14 protein-coding genes and 1 other annotated feature are annotated in these 14,263 nt (G+C 51.2%); of the genes, 6 read left to right on the top strand and 8 right to left on the bottom strand.

The window, feature by feature from the left end; translation table 11 throughout:
• Positions 1-329: 329 nt before the first annotated feature.
• The 3 genes from clpB to rluD form a co-directional block, all read right to left on the bottom strand.
• The gene (clpB, locus tag NBA72_RS05535) at positions 330-2,903 is read right to left on the bottom strand and encodes an ATP-dependent chaperone ClpB (protein ID WP_001235092.1); all 2,574 of its coding nucleotides are present in this window, start codon (positions 2,901-2,903) and stop codon (positions 330-332) included.
• Positions 2,904-3,032: 129 nt separating this feature from the next.
• A complete protein-coding gene (gene yfiH, locus NBA72_RS05530; RefSeq protein ID WP_000992634.1) occupies positions 3,033-3,764 on the bottom strand; it encodes a purine nucleoside phosphorylase YfiH in 732 nt (243 codons plus the stop codon).
• On the bottom strand, positions 3,761-4,741 hold the full coding sequence (gene rluD / locus NBA72_RS05525; protein ID WP_000079130.1) for a 23S rRNA pseudouridine(1911/1915/1917) synthase RluD: 981 nt from the start codon (positions 4,739-4,741) through the stop codon (positions 3,761-3,763). Before rluD ends, yfiH begins: the two co-directional genes overlap by 4 nt.
• 131 nt (positions 4,742-4,872) lie before the next feature.
• Between rluD and bamD the strand changes: the two genes are divergently transcribed.
• The 4 genes from bamD (at position 4,873) to pheA (ending at position 7,631) form a co-directional block, all read left to right on the top strand.
• On the top strand, positions 4,873-5,610 hold the full coding sequence (bamD, locus tag NBA72_RS05520) for an outer membrane protein assembly factor BamD (RefSeq protein ID WP_000197660.1): 738 nt from the start codon (positions 4,873-4,875) through the stop codon (positions 5,608-5,610).
• A gap of 271 nt (positions 5,611-5,881) precedes the next feature.
• A complete protein-coding gene (gene raiA / locus NBA72_RS05515; protein ID WP_000178449.1) occupies positions 5,882-6,220 on the top strand; it encodes a ribosome-associated translation inhibitor RaiA in 339 nt (112 codons plus the stop codon).
• A 102-nt stretch (positions 6,221-6,322) separates the two neighbouring features.
• Positions 6,323-6,448 (top strand) — a sequence feature (Phe leader region).
• Positions 6,324-6,371, top strand: a complete 48-nt coding sequence (gene pheL / locus NBA72_RS05510) for a pheA operon leader peptide PheL (protein WP_010989056.1) — start codon at positions 6,324-6,326, stop codon at positions 6,369-6,371. Its footprint overlaps the feature before it by 48 nt.
• 22 nt (positions 6,449-6,470) lie before the next feature.
• Positions 6,471-7,631 (top strand): bifunctional chorismate mutase/prephenate dehydratase, encoded by a 1,161-nt coding sequence (pheA, locus tag NBA72_RS05505; protein WP_000200080.1) that lies wholly within the window; start codon positions 6,471-6,473, stop codon positions 7,629-7,631.
• Here pheA and NBA72_RS05500 read toward each other — a convergent pair.
• From NBA72_RS05500 to aroF, 3 genes are read right to left on the bottom strand one after another with little or no spacing between them, the layout of a single operon-like run.
• Complete coding sequence (locus NBA72_RS05500) at positions 7,592-8,500, bottom strand: SMP-30/gluconolactonase/LRE family protein (RefSeq protein ID WP_000210993.1); 909 nt, start codon at positions 8,498-8,500, stop codon at positions 7,592-7,594. The genes pheA and NBA72_RS05500 overlap by 40 nt on opposite strands.
• Before the next feature lie 57 nt (positions 8,501-8,557).
• Entirely contained in the window at positions 8,558-9,679 is a 1,122-nt protein-coding gene (gene tyrA / locus NBA72_RS05495) for a bifunctional chorismate mutase/prephenate dehydrogenase (protein ID WP_000225191.1), read from the bottom strand.
• Between the two features lie 9 nt (positions 9,680-9,688).
• Complete coding sequence (gene aroF, locus NBA72_RS05490; RefSeq protein WP_042948927.1) at positions 9,689-10,759, bottom strand: 3-deoxy-7-phosphoheptulonate synthase AroF; 1,071 nt, start codon at positions 10,757-10,759, stop codon at positions 9,689-9,691.
• Between the two features lie 439 nt (positions 10,760-11,198).
• Between aroF and NBA72_RS05485 the strand changes: the two genes are divergently transcribed.
• A complete protein-coding gene (locus tag NBA72_RS05485) occupies positions 11,199-11,717 on the top strand; it encodes a YfiR family protein (RefSeq protein ID WP_001212379.1) in 519 nt (172 codons plus the stop codon).
• Positions 11,710-12,930, top strand: coding sequence for a diguanylate cyclase DgcN (gene dgcN, locus NBA72_RS05480; RefSeq protein ID WP_001030985.1), 1,221 nt, complete (start codon positions 11,710-11,712; stop codon positions 12,928-12,930). The genes NBA72_RS05485 and dgcN overlap by 8 nt, the downstream gene beginning before the upstream one ends.
• A 156-nt stretch (positions 12,931-13,086) precedes the next feature.
• On the opposite strand, the gene rplS is transcribed toward dgcN, so the two are convergent.
• Together rplS and trmD are read right to left on the bottom strand one after the other, a co-directional pair.
• Positions 13,087-13,434 (bottom strand): 50S ribosomal protein L19, encoded by a 348-nt coding sequence (gene rplS, locus NBA72_RS05475; protein ID WP_000065257.1) that lies wholly within the window; start codon positions 13,432-13,434, stop codon positions 13,087-13,089.
• Positions 13,435-13,474: 40 nt separating this feature from the next.
• Positions 13,475-14,242 (bottom strand): tRNA (guanosine(37)-N1)-methyltransferase TrmD, encoded by a 768-nt coding sequence (gene trmD / locus NBA72_RS05470; RefSeq protein WP_000469807.1) that lies wholly within the window; start codon positions 14,240-14,242, stop codon positions 13,475-13,477.
• Positions 14,243-14,263: the final 21 nt, after the last annotated feature.

Raw genomic sequence — 14,263 nt, 5'->3', positions numbered from 1 at the left:
TGATAAATTGTTAAAGAGCAGTGCAACGCGGCTTTCGCTCACCGTTGCGAGGTGGCGTATATTACGCTTTCCTCTTTTTGAGTCAAGCCTTTATTTTCGCTTTCCTCACAGACTTCTTAACGAAGTCTTTCTGACCCGGCGGCCTGTATGCCGTTGTTCCGTGTCAGTGGTGGCGCATTATAGGGAGTTATTAGAGCCTGACAAGACCTAAATGCAAAAAAAAGCTCAACCGTTCACTTTTCAAACAACATTTGAACCAAAAGCCTATTTTCGCCTGGTTTTTAAACAAAAACGAGCCCGTCAGGGCCCGTTTTATTCAAATTTGTGACTTACTGCACTGCCACAATACGATCATCATTGGCTTCAAGGCGAATCACTTTGCCAGGAACCAGTTCACCAGACAGGATTTGCTGCGCCAGTGGGTTTTCGATCTGCTGTTGAATAGCACGTTTTAACGGACGCGCCCCATAGACCGGATCGTAACCGTTGGCGCTCAACAGTTTCAGCGCCTCGTCGGAGATATGGATTTCATAACCACGTTCTTCCAGACGTTTGTACAGACGCTGCAGCTGGATCTGAGCAATAGAAGCGATGTGTTGCTCACCTAACGGATGGAATACCACAACTTCATCAATACGGTTGATAAATTCCGGACGGAAGTTTTGGCTAACCACACCCAGCACCATCTCTTTCATTCGACCGTAATCCAGTTCGCCAAAGCGCTCCTGAATGAGATCGGAACCGAGGTTAGAAGTCATAATGACCACCGTATTACGGAAGTCGACCGTTCTCCCCTGCCCGTCAGTCAGCCGACCGTCGTCCAGCACCTGCAACAGAATGTTGAATACATCCGGATGCGCTTTTTCTACTTCATCCAACAAGATGACGGAATAAGGACGACGGCGTACCGCTTCCGTCAAATAACCGCCTTCTTCATAGCCGACATATCCCGGAGGCGCCCCGACCAAACGAGACACGGAGTGTTTCTCCATAAACTCAGACATGTCGATACGCACCATCGCGTCGTCGCTGTCGAACATAAAGTTAGCCAGCGCTTTACACAGTTCGGTTTTACCGACCCCCGTCGGCCCCAAGAACAGGAAGGAACCAATCGGACGGTTCGGATCGGACAGCCCCGCGCGGCTACGACGTATGGCGTTCGATACTGCTTCAACGGCTTCATTCTGCCCGATCACACGGCTGTGTAACTCTTGTTCCATACGCAACAGTTTTTCACGTTCGCCTTCCAGCATTCTGGCAACCGGAATACCGGTCCAGCGCGCCAGCACTTCGGCAATTTCCGCATCCGTTACTTTGTTACGTAACAGACGCATGGTTTTACCTTCCGACTGGGTCGCGGCTTCTAACTGTTTTTCCAGCTCCGGAATTTTGCCGTACTGCAGTTCAGACATTCGCGCCAGGTCGCCAACGCGACGCGCCTGCTCGATGGCAATCTTCGCCTGCTCCAGCTCCGCTTTAATAGTTTGCGTACCAGAGAGCGACGCTTTTTCCGCTTTCCACTCTTCTTCCAGCTCAGAATACTGGCGCTCTTTGTCGTCCAGTTCTTCGTTGAGCATATCGAGACGTTTTTTACTCGCCTCGTCAGACTCTTTCATCAACGCCTGCTGTTCCAGTTTGAGCTGAATAATGCGGCGGTCGAGCCTGTCCAGCTCCTCCGGCTTAGAGTCAATCTGCATACGAATGCTGGATGCCGCCTCATCGATCAGGTCGATAGCTTTATCCGGCAACTGACGGTCGGCGATATAGCGGTGAGACAATGTTGCCGCCGCCACAATAGCCGGGTCAGTGATCTGCACATGGTGGTGCAGCTCGTAACGTTCTTTCAGGCCACGCAGAATAGCGATGGTGTCTTCCACTGAGGGTTCTGCGACAAACACTTTTTGAAAACGACGTTCCAGCGCCGCGTCTTTTTCAATGTACTGACGGTATTCATCCAGCGTGGTGGCGCCCACACAGTGCAGTTCACCACGCGCCAGCGCCGGTTTCAGCATATTCCCGGCGTCCATTGCGCCATCAGCCTTACCTGCGCCAACCATGGTGTGCAGCTCGTCAATAAACAGGATGACGTTGCCTTCCTGTTTTGCCAGATCGTTCAGCACGCCTTTCAGACGCTCTTCAAATTCGCCGCGATATTTCGCCCCGGCCACCAGCGCGCCCATATCCAGCGCCAGTACGCGGCGACCTTTTAAGCCTTCAGGGACTTCACCGTTAATAATGCGCTGCGCCAGTCCTTCAACAATTGCCGTTTTACCGACCCCTGGCTCACCGATTAACACCGGGTTGTTTTTAGTACGACGTTGCAGTACCTGAATGGTACGGCGAATTTCTTCATCACGACCAATTACCGGGTCAAGCTTACCTTGTTCAGCCCGCTCGGTCAGATCGACGGTATATTTTTTCAAGGCCTGACGTTGGTCTTCAGCCCCTTGATCGTTCACGCTTTCACCTCCGCGCATCTGTTCAATTGCCTGAGTAATATTGGCCGTGGTCGCACCGGCTGATTTCAGCAGATCGGTTAACGTGCCGCGAGACTCAAGCGCCGCCAGAACAAACAGCTCTGACGAAATAAAATTGTCCCCCCGTTTTTGCGCCAGCTTGTCGCAAAGGTTCAGTACGCGTACCAGTTCCGAAGAAGGCTGTACGTCGCCGCCGGTGCCTTCCACCTGCGGTAAACGGCTCAGCGCCTGATCGATAGCGGTGCGCAACTGGCCAGCATTAATGCCGGCGGAGGTTAATAAAGGACGTATCGATCCCCCTTCCTGGTTCAGCAAGGCGCTCATTAAATGAAGAGGTTCGATGAATTGGTTGTCGTGCCCCAGCGCGAGCGACTGGGCATCGGCAAGAGCAAGCTGGAATTTGTTAGTAAGACGATCCAGACGCATAACTCCTCCCATAACAGGTCAAAATTGCTACTGGAGATTAAATGAGGTCATCCCTCAATTATTCAAGGTGAATGACCTGAATTATGTGAAAAGAAAGTTACCCGTACCGGATCGTCTTGATTCTTTAGGTTATATCAGCCAAATAAAACTTGCCATACGACCTGTCGTCTTGTCGCGACGATAAGAGAAGAAAGTCTCACTTTCGCTAAAGGTGCAGCGATCCCCGCCATAGACATGTTCAACGCCGGTATTCGCCAGACGTTGGCGTGCAAGCTGATAAATATCCGCCAGAAATTTTTCCCCGTGCGGCAAAAATGCGCTATCGGCTTGCGCATCTTTTGCTAAAAATGCGTCACGCACTTCCGGCCCCACTTCAAACGCGGCCGGGCCGATCGCCGGACCTAACCAGGCGATGATATTTTCTGGTTTGTCAGCAAAGCAGGTGACAGTTTCCTCCAGTACGCCTTCACATAATCCGCGCCAGCCCGCATGAGCCGCCGCCACTTCTGTTCCCTCACGGTTACAGAATAGCACAGGCAGGCAGTCTGCCGTCATTACCGCGCAGACGGTTCCTGGCGTATTGCTGTAAGACGCATCCGCACGTTTGGAGGCATAAGGTTCTCCGGTAAGCCTCAATACATTTTTACCGTGAACCTGTTCAAGCCAGACAGGTTTCGAAGGCAGATTGCCCGCCGCAAACAGACGCTTGCGGTTCTCTTCAACATGCTCCGGGTTATCGCCGCAATGCGCGCCCAGATTCAGCGAGTCGTAAGGCGGTAAACTCACCCCGCCAATACGGGTAGAACTACAGGCTGCGACGCCTTTCGGCAGCGGCCACTGCGGGACAATCAGTGCATTCATAACCAGTCCACATCATCTTTATGATCTTCAAAATCAGCGCGCATCGCATCGATAAGGTCCACCATATCTTGTGGAATCGGCGCGTGCCACTCCATTTCGATACCCGATACAGGATGGTAGAGACGCAGCATTGTTGCATGCAGCGCCTGGCGGTCAAACTTACGCAGCGTGGAAATAAATTCTTCCGATGCGCCTTTCGGTGGACGTGGACGACCACCGTAGACCTGATCGCCCACTAACGGGTGCGTAATATGCGCCATATGCACGCGGATCTGGTGCGTACGCCCGGTCTCCAGACGCAACCTAAGACGCGTGTGCACACGGAAATGTTCCATAATGCGGTAGTGGGTCACCGCCGGTTTGCCCATAGGATGCACCGACATATGGGTACGTTTGGTCGGGTGACGACTGATGGGTTCATTCACCGTTCCTCCCGCCGTCATATGTCCGATCGCGACCGCTTCATATTCGCGGGTGATCTCGCGCAGCTGCAAAGACTCCACCAGGCGCGTTTGCGCCGGAACGGTTTTGGCCACCACCATCAGCCCCGTCGTGTCCTTATCCAGACGATGCACAATGCCCGCGCGCGGAACATCCGCAATCGGCGGATAATAATGTAGCAACGCGTTCAGTACCGTACCGTCCGGGTTACCCGCGCCAGGATGTACCACCAGATCGCGTGGTTTGTTGATAACCAGAATATCGTCATCTTCATAAACAATATCTAACGGGATATCCTGCGCTTCAAAACGAATCTCTTCGTCGATCTCCGCATCAATAGCCACCCGCTCGCCGCCTAACACTTTTTCTTTTGGCTTATCGCAAAGTTGACCATTGACCAACACGCGTTGATTCAAAATCCATTCTTTTATACGCGAACGTGAATAATCCGGGAACATTTCGGCCAAAGCCTGATCTAAGCGTTGACCGAGTTGGTTTTCGGAGACCGTTGCGGTGAGTTGTACTCGTTGTGCCATATACAGCTTCTTCGTTTAACGTTGGGTTTTACGGCTTTGCCGTTTAATATAGTGTGCTATTGTAGCTGGTCTTAACCGGGAGCAGGAACAGAGAATCTCCCGTAAAACATTTTGAGGAAAGTCAAAACGTCATGACGCGCATGAAATATCTGGTGGCAGCAGCCACGTTGAGCCTGTTTCTGGCGGGTTGCTCGGGTTCAAAGGAAGAGGTGCCCGATAATCCGCCGAATGAAATCTACGCGACTGCTCAGCAAAAGCTGCAGGACGGTAACTGGAAACAGGCAATAACGCAATTGGAAGCGTTAGATAATCGTTATCCATTCGGACCGTATTCTCAGCAGGTGCAGTTGGATCTTATCTACGCCTATTACAAAAACGCCGATTTGCCGCTAGCGCAGGCCGCTATCGATCGTTTTATGCGTCTTAATCCAACGCACCCTAATATTGACTATGTCATGTACATGCGCGGCCTGACGAATATGGCGCTGGATGATAGCGCGCTGCAAGGTTTCTTTGGCGTCGATCGCAGCGATCGCGATCCGCAACATGCGCGGGCGGCGTTCAATGACTTTTCGAAACTGGTACGCAGCTATCCTAATAGCCAGTACACCACCGACGCCACTAAGCGTCTGGTATTCCTGAAAGACCGTCTGGCGAAATATGAATATTCCGTCGCAGAGTACTATACCGCGCGCGGCGCATGGGTTGCGGTCGTAAACCGGGTAGAAGGTATGCTACGCAATTATCCTGATACGCAGGCCACGCGCGATGCGTTGCCGCTGATGGAAAACGCCTATCGTCAGATGCAGCTGAATGCGCAGGCTGACAAAGTCGCGAAAATTATTGCTGCTAACAGCAAAAACACCTGAAGCAATACAGACAAGCAAAACGGCAGCCTTCCGGCTGCCGTTTTTTTATTCGATATCTGATGCAACAGAAATGATTTCACTGCAACGCATCCAGTCAAATATGGCCTGCTTTCAGCCATTCCTCAAGTAAAAGATCGCTTCTTCCTGCGATGCCTCACAAAAAGTTCGCCTTGACAAAAAGTGACAAAATAATGTGATTTACATCACACATTTTGACATTAAGAACGGTATGCTGGAATCACCAAGACGGGAAAGACAAGAGGTAAAATTTATGACAATGAACATTACCAGTAAACAAATGGAAATTACTCCGGCAATCCGCCAACATGTCGCAGACCGTCTCGCCAAACTGGAAAAATGGCAAACTCACCTGATTAATCCTCATATCATTCTGTCTAAAGAGCCACAGGGCTTTATTGCTGACGCCACCATTAATACACCGAACGGACATCTGGTCGCCAGCGCAAAACACGAAGATATGTACACCGCTATTAATGAATTGATCAACAAGCTGGAACGGCAGCTCAATAAAGTGCAGCACAAAGGCGAAGCCCGTCGTGCCACCGCATCGGTGAAAGATGCCAGCTTCGTCGAAGCAGAAGAAGAGTAGTCCCTTACATTGAGTGTATCGCCAACGCGCCTTCGGGCGCGTTTTTTGTTGACAGGATTAAAACAGTACGGGTACTGTACTTACGTACACAAAGGAAACAGTTATGAAGCTCACCCGGTTTTTCTTCGCATTCTTTTTTATCTTCCCCTGACCGGGAGGCGTTTCGTCATGTGATAAAGAATGCGAAGACGAACAAGAAGGCCTCCCCCACCGGGAGGCCTTTTTTATTGATAACAAAAAAGGCAACACTATGACATCGGAAAACCCATTACTGGCGCTGCGAGATAAAATCAGCGCTTTAGACGAAGAGTTACTGGCCTTACTGGCAAAACGACGCGCGCTGGCGATTGAAGTGGGACAAGCAAAACTACTGTCGCATCGTCCGGTTCGGGATATCGATCGTGAACGCGCGCTGCTGGACAGGCTCATCCATCTCGGTAAAGCCCACCATCTCGACGCACACTACATTACCCGTCTGTTCCAGCTTATCATTGAAGACTCCGTGCTTACTCAGCAGGCGCTGCTGCAACAACATCTGAATAATACTCACCCTCATTCGGCACGTATTGCGTTTCTTGGACCGAAAGGCTCCTATTCTCATCTCGCGGCGCGCCAGTATGCCGCACGCCATTTTGAGCAATTTATTGAGAGCGGTTGCGCAAAATTCACCGATATTTTTCATCAGGTCGAAACCGGCCAGGCCGATTACGCCGTGGTTCCGATAGAGAACACCAGCTCCGGCGCTATCAACGATGTGTACGACTTATTGCAACACACCAGTCTGTCGATTGTCGGTGAGATGACCGTCACTATCGATCACTGCGTACTGGTTTCCGGCGCTACGGATCTGAATACCATCGAAACGGTGTACAGCCATCCGCAGCCGTTTCAGCAGTGCAGTAAATTTTTGAGCCGCTATCCGCACTGGAAAATCGACTATACCGAGAGTACGTCGGCAGCGATGGAAAAAGTCGCGCAGGCAAACTCTCCGCGCGTCGCGGCGCTCGGCAGCGAGGCAGGCGGCATGTTGCACGGTTTACAGGTGCTGGAACGCATCGCCGCAAACCAGACGCAGAATATCACCCGCTTTCTGGTACTGGCGCGCAAAGCCATTAATGTTTCCGATCAGGTTCCGGCAAAAACCACTCTGTTAATAGCCACCGGGCAGCAAGCTGGCGCGCTGGTCGAAGCGCTGCTGGTGCTGCGTAACCACAATCTCATCATGACGAAACTGGAGTCGCGCCCCATTCACGGCAATCCGTGGGAAGAGATGTTTTATCTCGATATTCAGGCGAACCTGGAGTCGCAGGTAATGCAAAGCGCGCTAAAAGAGCTGGGCGAGATCACGCGCTCAATGAAAGTGCTTGGCTGCTATCCCAGCGAAAACGTCGTGCCGGTAGAACCTGCCTGACGTTCAATAAAACGGCTTTTCTTCATCCCTGCGACGGCTACCTGCAGGGTGAAGATGGCGCCGGAGAGCGGATAATCCGCCACTTCCTGAGCAGACATATTTTCTCTGGTAGTTGTAATAAACAGCGTTTTCATATCTGCGCCGCCAAAGCAAACCATCGTCGGACAACGTACCGGCAACCGGTACTCTTCCAGCTGCTCTCCTTGCGGTGAGAAACGCGCCACGCGCCAGCCGTCAAACATCGCGCTCCAGTAGCACCCTTCGCTATCCATCGCCGCGCCGTCGGGAAGTCCTTCTCCTTCGCCAAAATGGCGAAAAAGTTCACGCTTGCCCGGTTCGCCATGCTTATCAAGTAACGTGCGGTATATCACGCCATTCGGCGTATCGGAGGTATACATCCACTGGTTATTCGGGCTGAACGCCAGGCCGTTGTGTCCCTGGATATCGCACTGGATCACTTTTGCCGTCAGGTCATGATCGATCCGCATCAGCAACGCGCCATTATAGTCACCTGGCGCCCAGAACGTTCCGGCATAAAAACGTCCATCGCCATCAGTGCCGCCATCGTTGAAACGCGCCAGTTTCGTATTAGAGGGATTGTCGCAAACCTTACGCTGCAATAATCCATTTTTATCGGCCAGCCAGATAGCATGACGCATGGCCACAATAAATCCGCCCTGCTCACGCAAGGCAAAACAGCCCACCTCTTCCGGAAACGCCAGCACGCTATGCGTCCCGCTCGCCGGATGGTAACGATGGATCTCCTGTTCCAGGATATCGGTCCAATACAGCGCGCTTTCATCCTCGCTCCATGTGGGGCATTCTGGTAGATGTCCGACATAATCAAATAAAACGTGCGGCGTAGTCATAACGGTTCCTTAAACGAAAAAAGCCAGCAAAGCTGGCTTTTAGTATAGATGTCATCGTTATGGTCGGCTGTCATTCGCCTGACGCAATAACACACGGCTTTCATTCTGGAAGCGTCTGGCATAATCGCCAAACCAGTGTTCAACTTTGCGAAAACTGTCGATAAAAGCCTGCTTATCACCCTGTTCCAGTAACCCGATCGCATCGCCAAAACGTTTATAGTAACGCTTGATAAGCGCCAGATTGCGCTCCGACGACATAATAATGTCCGCATACAGCTGCGGGTCCTGGGCGAACAGACGCCCGACCATCGCCAGCTCCAGTCGATAAATCGGCGATGATAGCGCCAGAAGCTGCTCAAGCTGGACGTTCTCTTCCGCCAGATGCAGCCCATAAGCGAAGGTAGCAAAGTGGCGCAACGCCTGGATAAAAGCCATGTTCTGATCGTGCTCGACAGCGCTAATTCGATGCAACCGCGCGCCCCACACCTGGATTTGCTCAAGGAACCACTGATACGCTTCCGGTTGACGCCCGTCACACCAGACCACCACCTGCTTCGCCAGGCTCCCGCTGTCCGGACCAAACATCGGATGCAAGCCCAACACGGGGCCATCATGGGCCGCCAACATTGCCTGCAACGGACCGCTTTTCACCGATGCCAGATCGACCAGAATACAGTCGGACGGCAGGGGCGGCAGTTGCGCTATGACCTGTTCAGTAACATGAATCGGCACGCTGACGATCACCATTCCGGCATCGGCGACAATGTCCCTGGCGCGCGGCCAGTCCTGTTGTTCCAGAATACGGACCTGATAGCCCGACAGCGTGAGCATTTTTTCAAACAGACGCCCCATCTGTCCGCCGCCGCCCACAATGACGACCGGACGCAGAGAAGGACAAAGCGTTTTGAACCCCTTATCATTTTCGCTGGAGTAAGATTCACGCATTACCCGGCGCAGGACATCTTCAATGAGATCGGGCGGGACACCGATCGCTTCTGCTTCCGCCCGTCGTGAAGCCAGCATAGAGGCCTCACGCTCCGGCACGTAAATAGGCAGGCCAAAACGGCTTTTCACCTCGCCGACTTTGGCAACCAGTTCCAGGCGCTTAGCCAGTAAATTCAACAACGCTTTATCGACATCATCTATTTGATCGCGTAACGCGGTCAATTCAGCAACCATAACAACCTCTTATGCGACGCGCACCGCCAGCTGGCCGCTCAAATCTTTATGAATTTCACGTAACAGGGCATCGGTCATCTCCCAGCTAATACAAGCATCGGTGACGGAAACGCCATACTTCATTTCGCTGCGCGGCTGCTCGGAAGACTGATTACCCTCATGAATATTACTTTCAATCATTAAGCCAATGATTGAACGATTGCCATCTTTAATCTGCGCAACCACAGATTCGGCAACGGCTGGCTGGCGGCGATAATTTTTATTGGAGTTACCATGACTGCAATCTACCATCAGCGAAGGACGTAGTCCCGCCTGTTCCATCTCTTTTTCACACTGAGCGACATCTGCCGGGCTATAGTTTGGCGCTTTGCCGCCACGCAGAATCACATGACCATGCGGATTTCCCTGGGTTTGCAATAACGCAACCTGACCGGCCTGGTTAATGCCAACAAAACGATGAGGTTGCGCAGCGGCGCGCATGGCGTTAATCGCTGTCGCCAGGCTGCCATCCGTGCCGTTTTTAAAGCCGACCGGCATAGAAAGACCAGACGCCATTTCGCGGTGGGTTTGCGATTCGGTTGTGCGCGCGCCTATCGCCGACCAGCTAAACAGATCGCCCAGGTATTGCGGGCTGTTCGGATCCAACGCTTCGGTCGCCAATGGCAACCCCATATTCACCAGTTCCACCAGTAGCTGACGCGCTATTTTCAACCCGGCTTCCACATCAAATGAGCCATCCATGTGAGGATCGTTAATCAGCCCTTTCCAGCCGACGGTAGTCCGCGGCTTTTCAAAATAGACGCGCATTACCAGATAGAGGCTATCGCTGACCTCTGCGGCAAGGGCTTTAAATCGACGGGCATATTCCAGAGCGGTTTCAGGATCGTGAATAGAACAAGGACCGCATACCACCAACAGACGCGGATCGCGCCCGGCAATAATGTCAGAAATGATCCCCCGGGACTGCGCTATCTGCGCTTCCTGCGCCAGGCTCAACGGAAAGGCCGCTTTAAGCTGCTCCGGCGTCATTAATACCTGTTCATCGGTGATACGTACGTTATTCAGCGCGTCTTTTTGCATGATGGCGATCCTGTCTTTTCTTGTTTGCGATAGTTGATCCTCCACGAGGATGTTTAAACCATACCACAAAAAGTAAAGATTTCAATCCATATTACGTAAAATAAACTTTACACCATGCGCAATCGTCGATTAAACCCCTTCATTTCGTATCAAAAACTTTACACAACAAGTGAATTATTTTATTCCCAGCCTCAGAAAAGCGGTAAAATGAGCGATGCTCGCTATTTTTTGATTATTTTTTCTCCGCACACATATTTTTACTTTCTGATATAGGGTGATTAATACCATTATCACAAGAATTTAATATTAGGGATGCCATTTAAATTATTCATATTATCAATAAGAAATAATGACGATATGGCAAAATAATGTTATTTTGCTACAAACAATCACGGATGTATTTTAATGCTTTACGACTGAAGATGGTGGGGACTTGTTAATGCGTTTTTCTCACCGATTTATCCTTCTGTTATCGCTATTATTAGCAAGCTTGCCTCTGTATGCTCAACGCGTCACGGAAGAAGAGAAATCCGTACGCGCCATCGTCTCCGGTATCGTCAGTTATACACACTGGCCAGCGTTATCCGGGCCGCCAAGGCTATGCATATTTTCATCTGCGCGTTTTGTCAGGGTACTTAGCGAAGAGGCTGACTGGGCTTTCCCTTATCAACCGCTTGTCATCCGTACCACACAAGAAGCCCTGAGCGCCCGCTGTGATGGTTTTTACTTTGGCAATGAATCGCCAGCTTATCAGGTGGAGTTAACGCGTCATTATCCAGTTAATGCCTTGTTATTAATTGCCGAGCAAAATACCGAATGTATTATTGGCAGCGCATTTTGTCTGATCATTAACAATGATGAAGTCAAATTTTCCGTCAACCTGGACTCCCTCTCGCATAGCGGCGTGAGAGTAAATCCAGAAGTATTAATGCTTGCACGGAATCAAAAGCATGAATAAGGAATTTTCTCTGTCCAGGCCAACATTTAAACGCACACTACGGCGGATTAGTATAATCAGCGTGCTGCTTACAATGACATTGATCTGGCTATTAATTTGCGTTGCGTCTGTCCTTACACTCAAACAGTATGCGCAAAAGAATCTCGATTTGACCGCCGCCACAATGGCCCATAGCCTTGAAGCGGCACTGGTATTTTCCGATAACGCGGCCGCAGCGGAAACGCTCGCCACACTGGGACGCCAGGGACAATTTTCAGCGGCGGAGGTCCGCGATAAAAATGGCCGTACTATCGCCTCATGGCGCTATGATGCGCGAGCCGCAGACGATAAGCTCATTGGCTTAATTAGCCACTGGCTTTTTCCATTGCCGGTATCACAACCCGTCTGGCACAACGGCAGGGCCATCGGCGAAGTACGGCTTGTCGCCCGCGACAGCCTTATTGGTCATTTTATCTGGCTATCGCTGGCAGTGCTGACAGGATGTATTCTGCTGGCATCCGGCATTGCCCTGCTGCTCACGCGTTATTTACACAATGGCGTTGTGGATGCGCTGCAAAATATTACTGAAGTTGTACACGACGTTCGCACTAACCGAAATTTTTCACGCCGGGTACCTGATGAGCGTATTGCGGAATTTCACCTGTTTGCGCAGGATTTCAATAGCCTTCTGGATGAGATGGAAGAATGGCAGCTACGGCTTCAGGCTAAAAATGCCCAGTTACTACGTACCGCGCTGCACGATCCGCTGACGGGGCTTGCCAATCGCGCGGCATTTCGCAGCTGTATTAACGCGCTGATGAAGGACAATTCCGCTCGTAGCAGTTCGGCATTGTTATTTCTGGATGGCGATAACTTTAAATATATTAATGATACCTGGGGACATGCGGCAGGCGACCGCGTACTTATAGAGGTTGCCAAAAGATTAGCGGAATTCGGTGGTAGCCGTTATCAGACTTACCGACTCGGCGGCGATGAATTTGCGATGGTGCTTTACGATGTACATTCGGAATATGAAGTACAACGTATTTGCGCAGCGCTATCCCAGGCGTTTAATCGACCTTTTGAACTGCATAACGGCCAGCGGATAACGATGACCCTGAGTATTGGCTTTGCGCTGACATGGGAACATGCCACTGCCGAAAAACTACAAGAACTGGCCGATCGAAATATGTATCAGGCTAAACACCGGCGTGCGGAACGCTCGCTAAATTAAGGAACGGGCCTGGCCGTTTCTGACTCAGCGTTGAGACCACAGACCCGGACTAATCATGCAACCGTCTATGGCGTGGAGCAAACCCATAAAAAAGGGGCCAGCGTAATGCCAGCCCCTTCTTTTCTACAAGCTTTCGGATGTTGCGAAAGCGCGTTCTTAGTTAAGACGCTCTTTGATACGAGCCGCTTTACCAGTACGCTCACGCAGGTAGTACAGTTTAGCTTTACGAACAGCACCACGACGTTTAACAGCAATGCTGTCAACTACCGGAGAGTGAGTCTGGAAGACACGCTCAACGCCTTCGCCGTTGGAAATTTTACGAACAGTGAATGCAGAGTGCAGACCGCGGTTACGAATAGCGATAACCACGCCCTCGAATGCCTGCAGACGTTTCTTGGTACCTTCAACAACCCATACTTTCACTTCCACGGTATCGCCCGGACGGAAGGAAGGTACGTTCTGCTTCATCTGCTCTTGTTCAAGTTGCTTAATAATGTTGCTCATAATTTAATCTCTTATCCTGGGTAAACTGATATTCGGGGGCCTATGCCATCCCATCATGTTTATGCTGCTGTTGTGCGTGTTCTGTTTTGAACTCCGCCAGCAACCTTGCTTGCTCTTCAGTCAGAGCCAGGTTTTCCAGAAGTTCAGGTCTTCTAAGCCAGGTTCGGCCCAGCGACTGTTTCAAACGCCAGCGACGTATCTCGGCATGGTTTCCCGACAGCAATACTGGCGGTACTTCCATCCCCTCTAACACTTCAGGGCGCGTATAGTGCGGACAATCCAGCAACCCATCAGCAAACGAATCTTCGATTGCTGATGCTTCATGCCCCAGAACTCCCGGTATAAACCGGGCGACGGAGTCAATCAGCGTCATTGCCGGTAGTTCGCCACCGCTGAGAACGTAATCGCCAATTGACCATTCTTCGTCAATTTCGGTCTGAATTACGCGCTCATCTACGCCTTCGTAGCGACCACACACCAGAATAAGTTTCTGATTCGTGGCCAGCTCGCTAACGCCCGCTTGATCAAGCTTGCGTCCCTGAGGCGACAGATAAATCACTTTAGCGCCTTCACCTGCCGCGGCTTTTGCTGCGTGAATGGCGTCCCGCAAGGGTTGCACCATCATTAACATCCCCGGTCCGCCGCCGTAAGGACGATCGTCCACGGTACGGTGCCGGTCATGCGTGAAGTCGCGAGGACTCCAGCTTTGGATGTTCAGCAGGCCTTTTTTTACTGCCCGGCCAGTTACCCCGTAATCGGTAATTGCGCGGAACATTTCAGGAAACAGGCTAACGATGCCAATAAACACAAGCCAATCCCCATAACGCCA

The organism is Salmonella sp. NW1250 (genome assembly GCF_051812965.1).
GTDB lineage: Bacteria > Pseudomonadota > Gammaproteobacteria > Enterobacterales > Enterobacteriaceae > Salmonella > Salmonella enterica.
Note: the sequence above shows the minus strand (reverse complement) of the source record. Positions and strands in the feature narration are given on the sequence as shown.